Consider the following 20,029-nt stretch of genomic DNA (forward strand, 5'->3'; position numbering starts at 1 on the left):
CGTTTAATCAGCTGGAAGACAGGCCTGGAGGGTCTGTCCCCAAAGACAGCGCTCGTCGAGACGGCCTGTCACCTCTCCATCCGCCCGCGAGGCTACTGTGCAGAAGGGGGCGGCAATCGAATAGCAAAGGAGTGCTTGTGATGGTCGATTCTAAAACAACACCGAAGCTTGAAAAAAACGCGGCGCGCATGGCTTACCGGTTTGAACGCATTCAGCGCCGTGCCAGCACCAAAGAACTTGAGAAGCCGACAGTACCCGGCATCGTCGACCAGGCCGACGGGACGTTGAACAAGGACGTTTCTCTCGGTACCTCGCTCGAGGTCAGCCTGCCCGAGTGGGCACAGCTGGTCGATTACGAAGGTGACTCCGACACTTATACCCTTGAGTGGGCAGTCGGTGATGCACCCGGTGACGACACGTACATGCAGGTGTTTACCGGTACTGTCACGGCCCCGGTGGCCGCCGGGACCTTTCCGATGAAGGTTCAGGTTCCGATGACCGCTCTTTCGCCCGGCGTCGAAAGGCCTGCAGACGGCATTTACCGTCTTCGCTACCGGATCAAGCAACCGAACGAGCAAGAGACCTTGAGCCCTTCGGTTCCCCTGATTGTCGATACAACGCCACCCGGCAAGCACCTGGAGCCGGCCCAGATGACGCTGAATGCCGCTGAGCTGACACAGCAATTCATAGAGGAAAACCCAGGCGGCCTGATCGGCACGCTGCCCGATTACGAAGACTGGAAGCCGGGCGACAAAGTAGCATTTTACTGGATCGGTACACCTTTACCGGATCCGGAAGACCTCCCGGATCCGATCGGTTACGTTGACGTCGCCAGTGCTGTGAATAACTCTGTAACATTCCCCCTCTCGACGTTTGCCGATGCGAAAGACGAGCCTTATTACGTCGCCTACATCCTCGTTGACAAAGCCACCAACCGCAGCCCGCTGTCGAACTACAGGCGCATAGACGTAGCGCTGGGGCCGCTGCCCGCCAATCTGCTGGACCCTGTCGTGCCCTTGGCAGAAGCTCCTGAACACCTGATCAACCTGGATGACGCGAGAATGGGTGTCGAGGTGTTGATCCAGTCGTTCGATAACTGGAAGCCGACTGACCGTATAGAGGTCACTTGGGGCAATGCCGTGCTGCGTCCCGAAGAAATGGGCAGTTTTCCGACCTTTCCCGTTTCGATCAGGGTTCCTGATAAGGACTTGTATGATCAATACATTCACACGACGGGCGGTGACCAGACGACCTCAGTGAGTTATCGAGTCCTGCGTGGCGTTCTTTCATCAGACGTGAAAAGCGCCACTGTCAACGTCAACTTTTCCTACATCGGGCCTGTCCGTCCTGATCCCGACCCCGAGTGGCCGGATCCGGTCAACGACGCCTTGTTACCCGTTGAAGTTTATGGTCAGACGTCCAACACAATGAACACCTTGACGCCCGCAGATAAAGGCCAGCCCGCCACCGTCAACTTCACGCTGTATGGCCCGCTTGTAGCGGGCGAGATTATTGACTTCTACTGGGCTGCGAGCCTTGTGCCCGAAGCTCGTTACACGGTATTAGACGGTGACACGGCGAACACCGATCTTCGGGTTGAAATACCTTGGCGTTACATCGAATCCGAAGGTAATCGCGTTGATTTGCCTGTCCATTACCGCATCCATGCCGCCGATTCGGAGAACGCTCAACATTCGCCGGCTACTCTGGTGAGCGTGAGCGCTATCGTCATTATTCCCGACGCGCCGGCTTTCGACGGTCTCAGTCCAGGTGGCTGGCTGAACTGCAACTCGCTCTTTAAAGATCCGGCCAACCCGGCGCCAGGAGAACCGGGTGTGCGGGTGTCCATTCCTGATCTATCGAAGTATCTGGTGGCGGGAGACACGGTCACCCTGCACTGGATCACCTCTACGGATGAGGGGGGCGAGGACGTCATTCCGGGCACTGAAAAGATTGAAGCAATTACGCTGGATGACACCCGCCCGGCCGAGGGTTTCACCTGGCTGGTCACGCCCTACGATATACACATTCTGCCCACTTATGATCCTGCTGGTCATGGGCGCTTCGGGTTCGGAAGGATCAAGTATTCGTTCATCCTGCAAGGCGAAACCATTACGTCACTGCAAACCACTGCACGGGTGGGGATGTACGATGCAAGCAGCTCGTGTCCTGTCAGGTAGCGCCCGCAACGGGAAAGATCGCAGGCAGAAGGTGCCTGCGATCCACTGCGTCCTGCGTTTTCAGTTATCGGGACGGATCAGGTTGCTCCCAAACAGTTTAGCAACGCCGCCGCGCATGGGGTGACGTCGACTAAGCTTGCCAGCATCTTCCCCGTAAGTCCCTCACTGTCAGAATCTCCGTACGGCTAACTAGGAAACGTCCTACAGAGCATTCAGTTTGATACCCGTAGTCTTTCAGCCTCTTCTCGGGGCCGCTTTCGGGCACAAGCCACGGGGTTCAACGTCGTTCTTTTAAGGTAATACCTCGTAATGAATCTTCCATTCGTGCTGCGTCCGCCTTCACGGACATTGAAGGTCATGGTGTTTCTTTCCCCCTTCTTGTCCGGCAGTCATGCCTTTGCGCAAATTCTGGTCAACGCTCCAGAGACTATTGATGCAACAAGTCCTCTCGACAGCTATCGGGTGGTCAGCACCGGTGTTCTGACAGCCAATGGCGCGACCACTCTGCAAATATCCACGGTTACCGGTGCGAAGCTGACGCTCAATGGCAGTCAGGTCAGCGCAGGTACGAGCACGTCTGCGGTATCGTTGACCGGTGCAGACGCCCTCATTACCGGGAGCGTCCTGACAGGTGCCGCAGATGGTCTGGGAATGGGCAATGACACGTCGAAACTGACGGGTTCCACGGCCACGGTGATTGGCAGCACCCTCACCGCAACGAATCGCGGGGTGAGTGCCGGCTCGCTAAGCAATCTGGTGATGGAAGGCACGACAGTAACGGCCACTGGCACCAACGGCAGAGGCGTGGAGATGTTTGACTCCACGGTGAAGGCGTCCGGCAGCACCCTCACCGGGCAGCAATATGGCATACGCATGCGAGCTGATCCCGGCGTGCCCTCAAGCAACCTGTTGACCCTGGAAGGCACCCGCGTCGAAGGGGTCACAGGTTCGGCACTGATTGTCGGAACGCCCACCGGGGCGCCTGCAACGGCCACTGTCTTTGTCAATAACGGGTCCACGCTGACTGGCGGTAATGGCAAACTACTGGAAGTGATCAACGGCTCCACGGCCAGCATGACCGTGGACAACAGCCAGTTGCAGGGCGACGTCTCAGCTGGCGCGGGCAGTACCGCCAGTCTGGTGCTGCAAAACAACGCGACCCTGACCGGGCGTCTGGAGAACGTATCCAGCCTGTCGCTCGCCAGTGGGGGGCAGTGGATGATGGTGGAGAGCAGTCAGGCAGGTGACGTGTCCATGAATGGCGGGTCGGTCAGGTTTGGCGACGCCGCCTCGTTTTACACCCTGTCGCTCGCCAGTCTGTCGGGTAATGGCACGTTCAGGATGGACGTGGATTTCGGTGGGGCGGCCACGGATTTTCTTGATATCACAGGCACTGCAACCGGCAGTCACTCCTTGCTTATTGGCAGCACCGGCACTGATCCGCTCAGCGATACCCGTCTGCACGTGGTGCATGCCGCAGCCGGCGATGCCCGTTTTTCACTTGCAGGCGGCGCAGTGGACTTGGGCGCCTGGTCCTATGACCTGATCAAGCAAGGCGCAAACGACTGGTATCTGGATGCTGCAACCCGGACCATCAGCCCGGCTGCGCAAACCGTCATGGCGCTGTTCAACACGGCGCCGACCGTCTGGTATGGGGAGCTGAGTACGCTACGTTCACGCATGGGTGAATTGCGACTGGACGACGGCCGTTCTGGCGGCTGGATGCGTACCTATGGCAACAAATTCAATGTGGCCGACGCGTCGGGCTTCGGCTACCAGCAAGTTCAGAGCGGTGTTTCTCTGGGCGCGGATGGCAAGCTGCCCATAGGGGGAGGGCAATGGCTGGCGGGTGTCATGATCGGGCAGAGCCGATCCGGTCTGAGCCTGGATCACGGTGCCAGCGGCAAGGTCGACAGCTACTCTCTGGGGGCTTACAGCACCTGGCTGGACAGCGAAAGTGGTTACTACGTCGATGGCGTGGTCAAACTCAATCGTTTCAAAAACAAGGCCAGAGTCAACCTCAGCGATGGTGCCCGCACACGTGGCGACTACGACAACCTGGGCGTAGGTGCGTCGCTGGAGTTGGGGCGGCACATCACGCTGGATGACGGTTATTTCCTTGAACCCTACACCCAGTTGTCAGGCCTCGTTGTCCAGGGAAAAGATTACGAACTGGATAACGGTATGCGCGCTGAGGGCGACCGCAGCCGGTCGCTGCTTGGCAAGGTCGGTACGGCGGCGGGTCGCCATTTTGACCTGGGCAAGGGCCGTACGCTGCAACCTTACGTGCGGGCGGCGCTGGCTCACGAGTTCGTCAACAGCAACGAGGTGAAGGTGAACGACAACGTGTTCAACAACGACTTGTCCGGTTCCCGGGGCGAGTTAGGGGCCGGCGTGGCGGTTTCACTGTCTGAAAGACTGCAGCTGCATGCCGACTTTGATTACAGCAATGGTGAAGCCATCGAACAACCGTGGGGCGTCAGTGCCGGTTTGCGTTACAGCTGGTAGCGACAGTGCGACGGTGGGGGCTGCGGCCTGCCTGCTCGCGTCAAGGCGCAAGCAGCCCCTGTTACTTGTGTCAGTATCCGCGCAAAAGAAGAGGGTGTTAACTGCTGAGTGCGGCAGCCGGCAAAGGGGCTGACCATCGCCCACTCATGCTGGAGGCCCGGCTCATGTCTGTCGTTTCAAAATGGATCAAACGGATCAGCGTCCTGCTCTGGCCCGCTTCAACACGTCAGCGCGCGCTGCTGGCACCGCCCGTGATTGCCGAGCTTCTTCCCGACATACCTGGCGGGGAACCGAACATGCTCCCCATCAGCGCCTGGCTGGCACCGTTGCGGGTCAGCTTCTCCATGTGGGATAACTCGGAACCGTCTCCGGACAGCCCTGAATACCTGCGTGTTTACTGGAACGATGATCTGGTCGAGGAGAGGGCCTGGACTCGACCGGTACAGCCCGACGAGCTGTTCATCATGGTTGCGCAGCAACGTCTGGTCGAAGGTGTGCATCAGCTCCGTTATTCCGTCGTGACGGCCAATCAGGTGCAGACTGACTCCCAAATACTCACGCTGTTCATTGATAAAACCGGCCCGGTGTTCGAAGACGAAGGGGCGCTGATTTTTCCAGACGACATAATCAGCGACGGCCTCACGGCTGCCTGGTTCGATACTCATGACAATACGTTGCTGGCGGAGGTCCCTGCGTATTTTTCCCCAAGCCCCGGAGATGTCATCACTTGGTACTGGAGCACCACGCCGACCGGTTCGGAGCGCACGGGAACCGTGACGCTTGAGGCATCCGCTATAGGCGGTGTGATCAACGTCGCCTTCGACAGGCAACTGGTTCTTGAAAGTGGGGATGGCGTTCGTTATGTCTCTTACAGGTTGAAGGACCGTACAGGCAGGCGCCAGGCACCCAGATTGACACCGCTGTTGAGGTACAGGTCTGCGCCATGACTGTTACCGGTATCGGTGCGGTCAGTCTGTTGCGCCGAGGCCTGATAACTGATGAACGCGGCGTTGATACCGTAATCCCAGAGCGCCGGATCGACACGGCCCGTGGCGTCACGGCGCATGGCGATCTGCGGAATGGAGATCGACAGTTGCAGCCTGCCGCCATCCAGTTCGGCCCTTGAATCGGGTATCAATCGCGTCAGATCGACGCAGGCCGCCTGTAACAGCGCTGGGTCGGCCAGACTCTCGACGCGAACGCCCATCTGTTCCAGCAGTTCTCGCGACAGGCATGGTTGCAGACGGTTGCTCTGTGGGTCGAGATCGAAACGGATCTTTCGTTGACCGAAGTAAACCATGTTGATCTGTATCTCGACCCAGTGTTCGCCAGGTGCAAGGTCCTCGACCACCGCCAGTTGGTTCAGTGCGCTGGCGGCGGCATCGCTGTCGTAGCCTTGGCCCTGGCGCAGAAAACCGGACTGAAAATCGACCGGTGTGGCGGCTTTGACCATTTCCAGTGGTACGGCAGTGCTGCCGCAGGCAATCAGCATCTGCATAAAACGCAGGCGCACTGGTATGAGCCCGGAATCGGGTAATAGGGTCATGTTCAATGTCCTGGGGGTGAACGCTGGCCGAGGCTGTCTTATTGAGTCAGCGTGGCCGGAACTGTCAGTGGCGCGCTGTAGCCGCCGTAATCGTTTATCGCGGAAAACACGACGCTCAGGCCCGGCGCCGCTTTTATTTCGCCAAGTTCATAGGTTCCGGAAGCAAACGGGGCAAGCATGCCAGCGTCCTTGACCTTCTCGACCCTGCCGTTGTCAGTGACTTCGAGGCGTATGAACGACACATGGAAGGGGGTTGGATTCATCGCCATCAGGTGTGTCGTGCCATCGCGCTGTGCGACTGACCATTGCAGCTCCTTGAGGCGTGCAGCCGGGTTGTCAGTCAGTTGCGCCGGGCGGTAGAACAGCTTGAGCCGGGTGCGCAACGCGATATTCAGCACGTTGCCTTGCGAGCTGTCGGCCTGGGGGATTTCCTGCACATTGAAAAAGAACAGCGATTCGCGATCCGCTGGCAGATCGTTGGGCAGGCCGTTGATCTGCACCTGCTGCTGCTTGCCGGGGTTCAGACGAAACAAGGGCGGGGAGGGGGCAAACGGCACGACGGTCGTTGCATCGTCGGTGGCGGTGTTGACCCAGGTCTGTACAGCGAAGGGGCGGTCACTGGGGTTGGAAATGACCACCGATGTGCTGCGTTTGTCACTGGCGAATACCACGCGTGTGGCATTGACGGTCAATGCGGCATGGGTCGCAGGTAGGTAAGAGCCAAACAAGGCGAATGCCATGCACGGGCCGAGTGTCGGCCTGACCAGAGGCCGTAGGCGGAGGATGCCGATCATGTGTGTTTTACCCTGTGCTTCCAGACCCGAAACACGGCCTGGAAGCATTGACGATGGTGCTGCCTGTGATCGGCCTTCCAGCCTTCACACGCGAAGCAAGTGGGATGTATCAGTTGATGGCTACCACGAACTGTATGTCCGCCGAAGCAGCACCTGCTGTAACCGCACTGGTTGTCGAACGGTAATAGGCGTTGAACACCAGGCTGGTGACCTCGCCCTTGATCAGCGGGTAGGGTGCCGACTCGGTGCCAGGGGCAATGGAAGCGCCGGTATAGTCCTTGATGACAATCGCAACGCCCTTGGCGCCGTCTTCAGTCGGAGTCACACCGAAGTAACTGCCGGAGTCGTCAGCCGTACCGTTGAAGGTGACGGTCGCCGTATTGTCGGTATCCGTCAGGCCGCAGCTACCGTTGTCGTTGACGCGCAGTGCAAAGCTTTTGCCGCTGTATTCCTGACCGATTGCGTCAAAGCGGGAGGCCTCGACGGAACCCATCTTCACCAGGTTGCCGACGGTGCCGTCACCCGGGTTGACCACTTCGATAGGGCAAGTGCTGCTGGTGATCAGGCCTTCGAAGTTGATAGTGCCGGTGTTGGCAGACACTGCGGTGCCGGTCAGTGCGGTAGCCAGAGCAAGACCGAGTGCAGAGAGCGTTGTTTTCACGATAAAAGACCTTATGACTATTAAAGTTACAGGATTGAAAGATGTAACTATGCAGAGTGTCTGGGTTAAACGGTTTGTTCAGGGTGTCATGACGGGGCGAGAGTTTATAGAAGACAGGCTGGATGGGAAGGCTGAGAGGGGGGTGGGTTGGTGGCAGTTGTTGTAGGAACTTTCCTAAAGTCGTGTCGTACGTTTTTACTATCGGACGTTCATTTATTAATCAGGCGTTTCTGAAACAAGTATTCATCATGTTTGGCATGCTTTTTAAAGGCGTGGGTCTGGAGTCGTGCAGGAAACTGCGCAGTGACGGGGTTCATGGCTGCCATTTGATCGATGGTTTCAACAGAAGTGTCACCGGCAAAGTCGTGAGTTTTGTCGGTGACAGAATGCCTGTGTTTGTTATCCGCGAATAAAAAGGTCTACTTTAAAATTATTGGGGCCAAATTCCTTAATCGGGGTCGTTACACCACTTCTTCGGGCGAGCCAGGAAGGGGCGCTGGTTGCAGCTGTTGCTGATCGGTCATAAGGACCTGTCCCCAGCCGTCGCTGTATCTGCCGATACTTGCGCTGCAACCAGTTTGGCGAAGGTCGGGCCATGAAGTTTTTATAAAGCTTGCTGCTCTGTTCCAACGTTGCACCAACCACGCTATCCACCCTATTCAAAGGCGCATCCACTGAATTATGTATATCCGAAAATACCGACTTCATACTTGCCGTTTTTGCAGCGTTTCCCGCAGCCTTCACGGCCCCTCTCACCGCAAATCTGAATATTCCCCCGGTGATATCGAACGGTACCGTAGCAAGCCCGGCAATCATCCCGACCATATTGGCTGTCTCGTCGCCCTTCGCCGCTCCATACGCAGTAGCGCCAGTGGCGACGGCGCTCAGCGCGGTCCCGGTGGCCAGCAGGCCGGTCGCAACGGCCGATGCGGTGGTTGCAGTCGTCGTGATGCCCATGACGGTCACGGGAACGGTGACAGGGGCCGCTGCCCCGAAGCTGGCAACCGTGGCGTAGGCGCCGTAGACGGTCGCCGCCACGCCTAACGCGAGAAAGACCCAGGTCAGCACGTCGAAGCCTCCTGATCGCTCCGCGGGCTGTGCGCCCTCATCGGGTCTTCGCAGTCGGCCGCTCTGAGCACTGGCGTCGTGGCCAGTGGGGTCACGCAGGGCAATCGGGTTACCCAGGCAGTAGGCGTACGGATTGACGCCACCCTCGCCAAACGGGCTCAGAAAGTCCGGGCTGTGAAAGCGCATCAGGCTCGGGTTGTAGGCCCGGTAACCGTTACCCAGCAGATACCAGCCACTGGGCGACTCACGCACTTCCCCGTTGAATGCGGCGGCACTGCGTAGCGCGTCGTCGCTGTGGCGCTCTCCGTAAGCGCTGTAGACAGCCGCTCGCAGTTTATCCTGCTGGTATTCGCCGATGACGCTCTGGTTGGCATCAGTGAGCAACAGCAGGGTTTCTCCGGTGTCGCCAACCCTTTGCTGCGCCAGCGGCTGTTCGTCCAGGTGCAGGTGCTGAGTGCGTTGGTCGTCCTGCACGCTGCTGCTCAACCGCTGCCCCTCATAGAAGCGCAGCACTTCGGTTTCGCCGTCATTACGAGTGGTGACCAGGTGATCGTGGCCGTCGTACCGGTATTCGCTGATCAGCCTGTCAGCCACGTCATCAACCCGCAGCAGGCGGCTCTGACTGTCATAGTGCAGGCTGTTGTCTGACTCGTCGTTGAGTTGGTTTCCGTTGCGGTCGTAACTAAAGGTCGGATCAGGCGTGGTTCTGGAAGGGACATACTCGATGCTCAGCAGTTGGCAGCGGTCCTTGCGAACGGGGTCATCCGGATGGCCGTAGTGGAATGTTGCGCGTTCATTGGTGTTGTCGGCAAATTCGGTCAGGCTCGTGGTCATATTGTCCAGTTCGTCGAAACTGAATACCTGCTTGTCTATTCTCCTTCCCAGTGCGTCCACTGGCCGGGTGCTGCCCGTGTAATTCACGCCGGTCAGACGGCCTCGTTTATCATAGGTGAACACTTCATGCAGCAGGCTGCTGGCCGCCTGCTCCAAATGACGACTTTTCAGAAGCCCGTCGAGTTGCCATTCCTGCTTCAGCGTTCGCTCCGGCTGGTTGTCAACGGTGTGGGTCCGCAGCGTTTCCTGGCCTTGATCGTCGTACTCCATACGCGCAACTACCGCGGTACTCGCAGCTTGGTCTCGGGTGATGATCTCGCTGAGCTGACCCAGACTGTCGTAGGCAATGGCCGTTTGCACATTGCCTTGATCAATACTGTCGACCCTGCCAATGGCATCGTAGTGATAGGTGGTATCCACACCGGTGTTATCGCCCTCTGCCAGATCGGTACGTTTGAGTGGCCGTTCTTGAAGCGAAGTCTGATACGAGGTATGCCAGGTCTTGCCTTGCTGGTCTTCCCAGGTCTCTTTGCGTAACCGGTTATGCACGTCGTATTCGTAGGCGCGCTTGCCCTGTGGATTTTGCGCACGGGTCAGGCGGGCACTGGTGTTGTCATAGTCGAAATCGGCCTGTTCATCCGGTGCCGTGCTGGAAACAATCTGATCGGTCAGCGCAAGGTTGTAGGTAAAACTGATGTCGTCGCCCTTGGCCGTTTTGCGGCTTTTGACCTGCATGTCACCCGCGTTGTAGGTGAGTGTCTCGATGCGTTCACCCACTTTGCTCTGTGTCAGGCGTCCCAGGCCGTCGAAGGTCTGCTCGCCCGCAAGGGTAGTGGTTTTACCGTCGGCATGAACGACCTCCAGCTTGATTGGCAGTTCGCTACTGCTGTGCAACGCATAATCACGTTTGACGGTGCTCCCCTCCGGCAGAGTGGTCGAGATCATGCGCGACCAACTGTCGTAGCTGAACAAGGTGCTGTGCTCGAGTTCATCATCCTGTCGGGTGCATCGCCCCAGGCCGTCGTACAGAAAAACCTGCTTGCTCAATTCTTTTCCGGTCGCGTCCAGGCTTGCGATTCGATCCGGTTTACCGAACAGGTTCAGCCAGGTTTCGCTGCGGCCGCTGATACAGGGCTGCGGGTCGCTGCTCTGTATCCAGTTTGTCTGAATCGGCGCTTTGTGGGCATCGTTGCCGATAGGGTCCAGAGACTGGTGGGTCTGAACGCCGTCATCGGTCGTAACGCAGTATTGCTGGTTCCAGTCGTCATAGCGGTAACGACGCGTTTCAGTGCGGGGCTGATCGTCCAGCCAGTCAAAGCGGGTTTCATACTCCACCGTATTCCAGGCGTTGTAGTACGCGGCATGAATTTGCCGAAGCGTCATGACGCCCGCGCTGTCGACGTGGTCCTGCTCCTCGTATATTGCCCGGCCCATTCCGTCGAGCAACGAGCGGGTCGTTATCTTGCGGGCGTTGATCACCCGCTGTTCGGCCTGTTCACCGACGTTCGCGCACAGCGTATATCGGTACTCGCGGCGCGCCTCGTAAGCTGTACCGGCGGCGACCGTTTCATGGGTCCGCCGGTTGAGTGCGTCATACCCATAGCGCGTTTCCACGCCATCCTGGTTGATCAGCAACTCATGACCGGTCAGTGCGGATTGCTGACGCGTGACTTTCCGGGTCTCGCTGTCGAAATCAGTGCTGAGGGTCTGCTCTATCTGCAGCACCGGCACGCCTGATGGCTGGCTGGTGATTTTGCTGTAGGCATAGTGGGAGGTGGTGGACTTGCCATTGAGGGTCTGGATATTGCGCTCGGTACGTCCATGCAGGAAAGGCTCGGCGGGACGGTCGAAATACTCCAGCCGGGTCTGTTGCAACTCCCGTTCGGCCTCGCCAGCCTGGCTGGCGATCTGCACCAGCGTCTCGCTGTCAGAGACGATCCAGTAATGGCTCTCGCTGCCTTGCAGTGCAGGCAGCTGTCTGTAGCGATACCGGGTACTCAGCGTCGGCGCGCCCGTCTGGTTTGAAGCGGCCGGTTTGATTACCTTTTCTCTCAGTCGCGATACAAAGCCTTCAGGGTCAGGAGGGCAGCCGTCGTCACCGCTTGCCGGGTACCAACTGCTGACCTCTTCAAGGCCGTCTGCCCGGGTATGCACCAGCAGATTGCCTTGGCTGTCATAGGTATCGCTGACCGTTTCACTGCGCAGGCGCACGGGCGTGCCCGGCTCGCTCAGTTGCCAGCTCCTGGTGATTGTTCTCGGCAGCTGGCAATCATTGGGCTGTCTGAAATAAGGTTCGCCCTCAAGAATGTTGTAAGAGGTCTGTAGTGTTTGCTGATGGTTGTTCTGGGTGGTGACTTCAAGGGTCTGCAAGTGAAAACGGTTGTAGGTCCTTTCAATGCTGCGCACGGCTTTGTCGTCGACCCACAGGCTTTCGGTACACGTGTAGTCGTAGGTGCCCAGATACTTGTAAAGGTTGTCCAGGCCGTTGTCCTCCCACACGATCTGCAGCCCGGCGCCCAGAAAGTTTCGCGAACGCTGCTGACTGTCCTTGTAGGTGTAGCGCACATCCACCCGGGCCTGTCTGGAACCCGGATCGATGATGTGTCGGGTCACCCTGGGTATCGGGGGGCGTTTGGCGCTGGTCGGGAATTCATGGCCGGTGTCGTGATAGTAGATGTCTTCATGGCTTCCCGAGGGCGTGTCCACACCTTTGATGCACAACTGATCGTTTTCCAGGCCATACACGAAGCGCCACGACGCGTCATTCTCGGTGGGCAGCGTGATGCGCGATACCCGGTTGTCACTGCCTGACAGGCTCATCACAAACGTCGCCAGCGCAGTACCTCCTGCCCCGGCGTAGGGGTGCAGCTCCAGCGTGATCGTTGCCCTGTTGCGTGTCAGCTTCAGTAACGTTTCGCCCAGGTCGTCGGTGATTGATTCAAGTATGTACTGACTGCTGCTGTAGGGCTTGTGTGTGAGCCTGATGGCATGGCCTGACGGGGCGATGATCTGCACGGGCCAGGCCATGCTGCGGGTGCCACTGAAATGCACTTCAAGTATTTCCACCAGACCGGACTTATGCACCACTCGATAATGAGTGTCGTCCAGCTTGTAGAAGTGAAACGTGTCCAGTTTCTTTTCCGACATCGTCAGCTGGTTGTCGCTGCCGGTGCCGTCCACACGAAACGTCTCGCCGGTGCTGAGCGACAGAATCTGCTTGCCGGGATCGTATTGAGACAGTTGCAGGTTCCAGCCCAGACCGTAGCCACTGTCGAGTGGGTTCAGCTGGCTGTAGGACAGGCCGAGATTGAATCCCGGACCGCGCAGGTCATTGCTTTGCAGCTCGGGCAGGGTGATCGATACGCTGTACAAGCCGGTCCGCGGATCAACGCCGCTTTTCAGGCAGCTCATGAAGTTGAGCGCATTGGAACTGACGGAGGTAGGGGCAGCCATGGGGCAGGCCTCGCTGGTGGATACGGGGAAAACGCAGCGGTGTCTGACGATTGATTGTGCAGTCCATTGCGCCTGGTCGTTGCTGATCCGTTGGCCTCAGCCTGTCTGAAGAGCCCATACGTCAAGCGGTCTTGTTCAACCCTAGACAGCCCATACCCGGCGGGCAACCTAGCAATAGTGCTAGTGGGCGGGTAACCGGCATCAGCGTAAAAAAACCTATCCGTACACAGGGAAACCCCCTGCAGCCTCTCCGGTTCAACCGGAAACGAGACAGGAGCAACGTTCATGGCCCTACCACGCCCGCAGGTACCTGACCTGCAACAACCCGGGAACTACATCGATCTGGATCAACTGGGTGCCGATGAGCTGCTGACCCTGATCTCGTATCCGGGTATCAAAGCGGGGGATTATCTCTATCCCAACTGGCGGGGTTGCAGCGCGACGGGGGAGGTGAGTGATTATTCCAACAGCCTCATTGAGATCCCGCCGTTTCCGCCCGAAGAGGGCGTGCCGGTGTCAATACCGAACTCGACGTTGCAAATACTGGATCAGGGCTGGGTGTTCTATTCGTATCAAATAGCTGACAGCAGTGACCCGGATGTGCTCGGCGAAGAGTCGTTACGGCTGTTTTTCAACGTGGGTAAACGACCTGTTTCAACGGGTGGCCTTGGCGCACCGCAATGCAGGGAGTCGCATGACCTGAAGCTGGACCCTGAACTGCTGGATAAGGTCAGCGAACTGTTGATCGTGACACCGCCGTACCGTGCCATGCGTGCCGGGGACAAGGTCACACTGACGCTCGAGCTGTATTTTGACGAGAACGACCCTTGGCAATCTCTGATCCAGTCCCAAACGCTGGACGCAAGCGATGCGGGGCAACCCTTGCAATGGAAGATCCAGTCCACCGACTTCATGTTTATCGTGGGGGGCTTTGCACTGATGCACTACAGCATCGAGTACGCCGAGCCTGCTTCATTGACAGAATCCGTCACCCAGACCTTGCATGTCACCCAGCCATCGGCTGACCTGTTACCTGCGCTGAGGATCAAGGATCTCAGCGGAGGATCGCTGGATCCGGCAGCCTTTCCCGAAGGCCTCGTCCTGTTGATCGAGCCCTGGCCCGGTATGCAGATCAATGACGATGTCGTGCTTTATGTCAAAAGTGCGAAACGGATACAGCAAGTCGTGCAGGCCCTGCGTGCAGACAAGTCGACGCTGGACAGCGGCGTCGTGCAATTCAGACTGGATCGCGCCTGGTTGCTGGATAACGTGGATCAGGACGTCGAGTTCGTGTACCAGTATGCGCGCCAGGGCGTCGCGGGCAGTTCGCTGCCGCGTAACGTTCTTTTGCGGCGGCCGCTCGATCTGCCGCCGCCCGACATTGAAGGTGCCCTCATCGAAAGCCCCAACGAAGCGGGTGTGATTGGCTACATGTTCGCGGACCAGATGGTGAACGGGGTCAGGGTGCGAATACCGGCCGGCGCGCAGACCGGCCCAGGCAACAAGCTGCAAATGCACTGGGATGGCTACGGAAGCACTGGTCGCTTTGTCGCCTACCCCTCGGCGAGCGATCCTCTGTTGTTCGAGATTCCGCCCGAAGCAGTGCCGGCCAACATGGGCAAGCGTGTAGACGTGTATTACAAGGTTTTTTCTCCCTCTTCAGACCCGCTGGGGACTTCAGCCGTATTCGATCTGGACGTCAGAGGCATCCGTGAAGGCTGGCCGGTGATTCAGATGGTACGCCCGCTTGTTACTGACGGGGTGCTTGCGCTCAACACTGTTCCGGCTGAAGGGGCGGGGCTGGATCTGCCGTCCTGGACCTACATGGCACCAAGACAACGGGTACGCATCAAGGTCGCCGGATTGTTGCAATCAGGCACCGAGCAAATGATCGGCCTGCGCACTGGCGCGGCAGAACCTCTGACCGCAGCGGAATACCAGGCAGAAAAGGTGTCGGTGAACATCCCCAGGGATTTTCTGGAGAGACTGTGCCGAGGCACCAGGACCAACACCATCACCGTCGACGTCAGCTTTGACGACGGGAACAGTTATACGCAGTTTCCACCCGTCCTTTTCGCATTGGTCGATTGATCGCGCGTCGCGCAACAGAACGTTACGGGCATTCAGGTAATCGTTCCACGTTTAAAACAGCCACATGGAGGTGGCCCATGGCCAATAACACGCTGCAAAGTCTGGTCGCATGGATGCAAGACCCTCGCAACAACGTCATGTGGGGTTGGGATTCAATCGCCGCCATGGCACGGGGCAAGGTCAATGACCTGTTGCTTAAGGACTACATCACGCGTTTCACGTCGGGATCTTACTTGGAACCGATGAGTGGTGAAGTGGCACTGGTTGGCGACGCCTTTATAGAAAAAATTCACAAATTCATTCTGGACGCTCCACGGCTGGCATTCACGAACGACGACCTGGGCCAGTCTCATGCGACCTTGAGCTGCTCCATTCTGGGTGGCACTCAGCTGACGATGAAAAATAACGTCGACAATTGGGAGGCTTACAGAGTTATTCATATCGATGCGCTGCAAGGTCCGATACTGACGCTTGATCTGGCGCTGGAAAAGGTGCCGGGCATTGTTCTGAGCGACGGTCGTGTGATGCTTGACCTCAATCACAGTGACAATTTCATACTGACCTTCGCGGCTGACCACGCAGACCGCAGGCTGGGCGGGGACTTGTTCAAGCGCCTGTTTAATAAACTCCGTCCTGAACAACGCATATGGACACTGGGTGAAATCAAGCGCGGCAATAATAATCTGATGCACCCTCAATCTTTCAAATTGCGCACGCAGAGTAATCCAGCGGCCTCACTCGATCCGCAGGCAGCCAGTTACGGTGATGGCGCCATTCTGGCATTCATTCGTCTGGAAGGCAGCCAAGAGGGCGGCGACATTCCGGTGGAGTACCAATACCTGATACCGGATGACGCCAACAAAGATTACTCAGCCACGGTGTTGTTCAGTGCAGAGCGGACGTTCAAGGCCGCGCTGGTCATCGGGAAAGTGACAGAGGCTATTGCTTCGGTTTTTGAAAACATCTCATTCGACAACGTGCATGACGCTTCCGGTCGTTTGATCAAGGCAACGGCCATTCGGGGCACGCTTTCAGTTGAGCAGCCCTGGGCTCAAGCGATTCCGTTTCTTGTCCTAGATACAGTGGTCAACGCCCAGCTTTTTAGAAGCGGGTCCCATCTGGATGCGTCAGGTCCCAAACCTTTATCAGTTGAACTCGCGGGCGATGGCCGTGCAGTACTTACCTGGACCGCCGAGGCAGTCGAGAGCATCGTTCTGACCGTACCTTACCGTACTAGTCCGGTGCTGGTCATGCAACAGGTAGTCACTGTCGATGTCGAGTGTATTTATACCTTTGCAGAAGAAAGAAACGACCTCGTGCTGATCCCTTACCTGACGGTCACCACCCGCATGGGGGAAATAACCGAGATGCCAACCCCTCCAGATATAACCCTCGCTGAGGTGTTTCTGATTGCCGGGGTAAGCGCTACTTTCGAGCAGCGTGGTGCAGAAAAATTCGAGTCCCGCATCAGGGGCGCGCTGCAAAACAAGCTGGCAACCAGTGTGTCGATCAGTTCGTTTATCCGCGACAGCATTCATCTCAATTTCGAAGAAGCGATTGTCCCCGATGTACTTCGTGCGCCCAGAGACATTGCTGTCTTTGGCCGCATTCACGGCGGTTCCCAAGCGAACTTTATCGTCAGCCCGCAGGAGCATCAGATGGTGGTTGACAGTACCGTCACGTTCTCTGTCCAGCCGCCGGGCGCTGAAGTGAAATGGAGCCTGGAAAGGCTGCAAGGGGATGAGCAGGACTACGGAGCCATCAACGATACCACCGGTAAATACTACGCGCCGGAAGCGCCTTCATCCGGACTTGCGTTCACCCGTGTCCGGGTCACGGCCACTGACACGTCGGGCCTTCACAGTTCCGCTCTGGTCACGATCGTGGCCAACCCGATCACCGTCAACCCGCTGATCCAGGTCTGTGACGCCGGGCAAACGGTGGAGCTGGCTGCCGGTTTACCCCGTTCAGGTCCAGATAGCAGGGCGGCGGGTTCGCCTCGCACCGAAGAACTGGAGTGGTCGATCAAGCATTTCGTTCCTGGCGAGAGTGGTGAATTAAAGCCCAGCGCACTGTTTGATGGCGATCACTGTTACGTCGCCGTGCCGAAGCTGCCCGGCAAGACGTACGTGCTGGACGAGATTCTCGTGACCAGCACAAAGGCGAATGCATCGTCGTGGGTACTGGTAAGGCATCAGCCCTCGCTGCTGGTTGTCAAGGTCGTCAAGGTCGTCAAGGTTTCCAAGGCTAACAAGGATGTGAAATTGTCAGCCGTCCAGGTTCAACTGCAAGCGTCTGCCAATGGCAACGTGGTTTCCGATGCCGTATTCAAAGTGGCCGCGGATGGCCCCGGTTCTGTCACTGAAGGCGGTCTGTATACCGCTGCAGATCCATCGGACGCAAAATTTGTGCTGATCTTTGCTTCCTTCCCGCACCCGGTATTCGGAAACATGGAAGGGCACATCATAGTGCCTTTGCCGCTGGATGAGTTCGATGAAGACCTGGCACTGATGAAGGGCAGAAAAGTAAAAGGGCAGTCATAACAGAACGCACTTCAGGTTTACTTATATCTACATCACAGGAGGTGATGTCATGGCCGGTTATTCAGCGGAAAGTCTGCTGGCATGGATGAAAGATACCACCCGCCTCAGGGGCTGGGACGCGATCGTCGCGCTGGACGGCGACAAGGTCAACGGGCTGGTTGAACATGTTTATCAACAAGGTGTGGCTAACGGACTGTCGCGTCCGGTGCCGGACGGAAGTATCGTGATTCCCGATACGCACGCGGCTCATTTTTTTTCGGGCTGTGTGCTCGGCGCGCCGGCTCTGTCTTTCAAGCACAGTGTTCTGGGGCACTCTTCACTGGCCTGGCGCGTGGCAGTGCTTGAGGGGTTGCACACTGTCGTAGAGTCCGTTCAGGGACAGCACAACGTCCACAGACTGACGGCCTATGATCCGCTGAATGCTCCAGACCTGGATTTTGATATGGAGCTGGGGAGTCAGAGCGCGGAACTGGTAGTGGATCTTGGCCTGGCTAAAAACGTCATGCTGGATTTCCCGGGCGAGGATACCGAGCGAAGCAGGATCGGTCAGTTTTTCCAGGGCTGGCTGAGCAGCCCGGAAAATCAGGAACGAGAGTTCCGACTGAGCATTTTCGAAGAGCAGAGCAACGAACTGCTCAAGGTACGAAGGATTGATGTGCGCTCTCAGCTTGAAAGTGCTGATGGCGTGTCTACCCACAAGAAGGGTGCCCTGTTGCTGTTCACCACGATGGAGTACGGCGTGACCGGCGGGCTGCCGGATGACGATTCTGATTTCCGTTACCTGATCCCCAATGATGAACAGCATTCGTATTCGGCAACCGCGGTGTTTTCTGCCCATGCCCTGCATCGGGCTGCCTTCGGCCATGCCGTGATACAGATGCTGCAAGCGCCCGATTTTCGCTTCATCGTTGCTTCCGATAAACCCCTGCAACGGATGATCGCTCAGGCAGGAACCTTTGCGGTTCAGGCGGGCGACTATCAGAGTGCGGAATTTGCCTTCGAGTCAGAGCCGTTCAGTCTTCAGGCCGTCAACACTGAGCACCCGTTGACCATCGATTTCGAATACAGCCAGACCACGCAGACCTGGCGCTTTCCCTGCACACTGGGCTTCCGCTACCGAGCACTGGACGACGACCAATGGCAGTCCCGGAGCGCGACCTTCAATATCAGCCTCAAGCATGAATTTCATCTGATCGAAGATGAGTCCGGTGAACAGGCGATGGAAGGGCATCTTTACGCACCTTACGGGTTCGATCAGGAAGTCAGCCCCATGCCGGGGTCGCTGGACAGCCTGAGCGCCAGCGAGCTGGAGCAGGTCAACGGCTTCGTGGCCTACACCGTCAAGCGCGCGCTGCTTCAGGGCTTGAGCAAAACACTGGATGCAACGGGCGCCGAGCGTTTTCTGGCTGGCTGGTCACTGCCGAACGCGCAAGTGCTGCAACCCGTACTCAAGCGCATGCCTCATGACCTTGCGTTGTTCGGCCGAATCGAACCTGGTGCGTCGAACTTCAGTATCGTCGAGCAACAGGTGCTGATTGGCGTCGGAGAGAGCCTGCCACTCACGACCCTTCCGGCGCGCGACGGCCTGGTCTGGACGCTGGCAAATCCATCAGGTGGTGATGTCGGCAGTCTGGGCACTGTCGATGCGCAGGGTCTTTATCAGGCTCCCGCCACACTGCCTTCGACGCAGGGTTTTCAACGCGTACTGATCAAGGCGATGGACACGTTATCCGGGCAAAGCAGTACAACGCTGTTAACGGTGCTGGTCAGCAGTGTCAGCGTAAGCCCCCTGATTCAAGTCTGTAACCACGGTCAACGGGTCATGCTTTCGGCACACAGTTCGCTCGGCAGCACGCTGGAATGGGAGATCGCCAACCCGATAACCGGAGAAAGCGGGGCGTTGGAAGAGGCTACTGATACGGCGCACGAGCGGGTCTATGTCGCCGCCGAAGGTGGCCCGGGCAATACTTATGTGCTTGACGAGATAACCGTCAGCGATGATCAGAATACCCGGTCAATCTGGATGCTGGTGCTTCGCCACACGCCCCTACTGTCCATCACGCTCGCCAGCGTCACTGACGGGCAGGCCAGGCTGAAAGTCATCGCCAATGGCAACGAACTTGCAGTTTCCTGGCGTCTGAGCGGGCCAGGATCAATAGACGCCAATGGCGTGTACAACAGCGATCCTGCAAAGCCCGAACGTTTCGTCGTGATCTTCGCCGAGTATGAGGACGCTTTCCTGGGGCTGGCGGCAGGACACCTGATTCTGCCACTGCCATTGAGCGGTTCCCCCGACGTGTTGCAGGCACTGGCCGGCTAATCAAAGTGCAGCCTGTGTGCTGCACGGAGGG

General features: G+C 57.7%; 9 protein-coding genes and 1 pseudogene. 6 read left to right on the forward strand and 4 right to left on the reverse strand.

From position 1 onward, the window contains the following. The first annotated feature begins 140 nt into the window (after positions 1-140). The 3 genes from BW686_RS11760 (at position 141) to BW686_RS11770 (ending at position 5,635) form a co-directional block, all read left to right on the forward strand. The gene (locus tag BW686_RS11760) at positions 141-2,180 is read left to right on the forward strand and encodes a hypothetical protein (protein ID WP_084916873.1); all 2,040 of its coding nucleotides are present in this window, start codon (positions 141-143) and stop codon (positions 2,178-2,180) included. A 309-nt stretch (positions 2,181-2,489) separates the two neighbouring features. Continuing rightward, the gene (locus BW686_RS11765) at positions 2,490-4,688 is read left to right on the forward strand and encodes an autotransporter outer membrane beta-barrel domain-containing protein (protein ID WP_084916875.1); all 2,199 of its coding nucleotides are present in this window, start codon (positions 2,490-2,492) and stop codon (positions 4,686-4,688) included. 164 nt (positions 4,689-4,852) lie between these two features. Beyond that, on the forward strand, positions 4,853-5,635 hold the full coding sequence (locus tag BW686_RS11770) for a hypothetical protein (RefSeq protein ID WP_373271010.1): 783 nt from the start codon (positions 4,853-4,855) through the stop codon (positions 5,633-5,635). Here the strand turns inward: BW686_RS11770 and BW686_RS11775 are convergent. The 4 genes and pseudogenes from BW686_RS11775 to BW686_RS11790 all read right to left on the reverse strand — a co-directional run. Continuing rightward, a pseudogene (locus BW686_RS11775) lies at positions 5,581-6,234 on the reverse strand (FimD/PapC N-terminal domain-containing protein); the annotation flags it as partial. The gene BW686_RS11770 and the pseudogene BW686_RS11775 overlap by 55 nt on opposite strands. Positions 6,235-6,272: 38 nt before the next feature. Continuing rightward, entirely contained in the window at positions 6,273-7,028 is a 756-nt protein-coding gene (locus tag BW686_RS11780; protein ID WP_084917153.1) for a fimbrial biogenesis chaperone, read from the reverse strand. 109 nt (positions 7,029-7,137) lie between these two features. Beyond that, positions 7,138-7,689 (reverse strand): fimbrial protein, encoded by a 552-nt coding sequence (locus tag BW686_RS11785; RefSeq protein ID WP_084916879.1) that lies wholly within the window; start codon positions 7,687-7,689, stop codon positions 7,138-7,140. A gap of 399 nt (positions 7,690-8,088) precedes the next feature. Further along, positions 8,089-13,002, reverse strand: a complete 4,914-nt coding sequence (locus tag BW686_RS11790; protein WP_084916881.1) for an RHS repeat-associated core domain-containing protein — start codon at positions 13,000-13,002, stop codon at positions 8,089-8,091. A gap of 327 nt (positions 13,003-13,329) precedes the next feature. On the opposite strand from BW686_RS11790, the gene BW686_RS11795 reads away from it, so the two are divergent. The 3 genes from BW686_RS11795 to BW686_RS27500 all read left to right on the forward strand — a co-directional run bounded on the left by BW686_RS11795 (position 13,330) and on the right by BW686_RS27500 (position 19,998). After that, positions 13,330-15,135, forward strand: a complete 1,806-nt coding sequence (locus BW686_RS11795) for a hypothetical protein (RefSeq protein ID WP_084916883.1) — start codon at positions 13,330-13,332, stop codon at positions 15,133-15,135. A gap of 77 nt (positions 15,136-15,212) precedes the next feature. Next, positions 15,213-17,678 carry a hypothetical protein gene (locus tag BW686_RS11800; RefSeq protein WP_084916885.1) on the forward strand — a complete coding sequence of 822 codons (2,466 nt, stop codon included), beginning with the start codon at positions 15,213-15,215 and terminating at the stop codon, positions 17,676-17,678. A gap of 49 nt (positions 17,679-17,727) precedes the next feature. Then, positions 17,728-19,998: a hypothetical protein gene (locus tag BW686_RS27500; RefSeq protein WP_179149251.1), complete on the forward strand. Its 2,271-nt coding sequence runs from the start codon at positions 17,728-17,730 to the stop codon at positions 19,996-19,998. The last annotated feature ends 31 nt before the right edge of the window (positions 19,999-20,029 follow it).

It is taken from the genome of Pseudomonas syringae, from assembly GCF_002157375.1.
Lineage (GTDB): Bacteria > Pseudomonadota > Gammaproteobacteria > Pseudomonadales > Pseudomonadaceae > Aquipseudomonas > Aquipseudomonas syringae_T.

Bases quoted from the DNA above. Each gene is read 5' to 3' on its own strand.
- BW686_RS11760 (WP_084916873.1), top strand. From the start codon at position 141: ATGGTCGATTCTAAAACAACACCGAAGCTTGAAAAAAACGCGGCGCGC.
- BW686_RS11765 (WP_084916875.1), top strand. From the start codon at position 2,490: ATGAATCTTCCATTCGTGCTGCGTCCGCCTTCACGGACATTGAAGGTC.
- BW686_RS11770 (WP_373271010.1), top strand. From the start codon at position 4,853: ATGTCTGTCGTTTCAAAATGGATCAAACGGATCAGCGTCCTGCTCTGG.
- BW686_RS11780 (WP_084917153.1), bottom strand. From the start codon at position 7,028: ATGATCGGCATCCTCCGCCTACGGCCTCTGGTCAGGCCGACACTCGGC.
- BW686_RS11790 (WP_084916881.1), bottom strand. From the start codon at position 13,002: ATGAGCTGCCTGAAAAGCGGCGTTGATCCGCGGACCGGCTTGTACAGC.
- BW686_RS11795 (WP_084916883.1), top strand. From the start codon at position 13,330: ATGGCCCTACCACGCCCGCAGGTACCTGACCTGCAACAACCCGGGAAC.
- BW686_RS11800 (WP_084916885.1), top strand. From the start codon at position 15,213: ATGGCCAATAACACGCTGCAAAGTCTGGTCGCATGGATGCAAGACCCT.
- BW686_RS27500 (WP_179149251.1), top strand. From the start codon at position 17,728: ATGGCCGGTTATTCAGCGGAAAGTCTGCTGGCATGGATGAAAGATACC.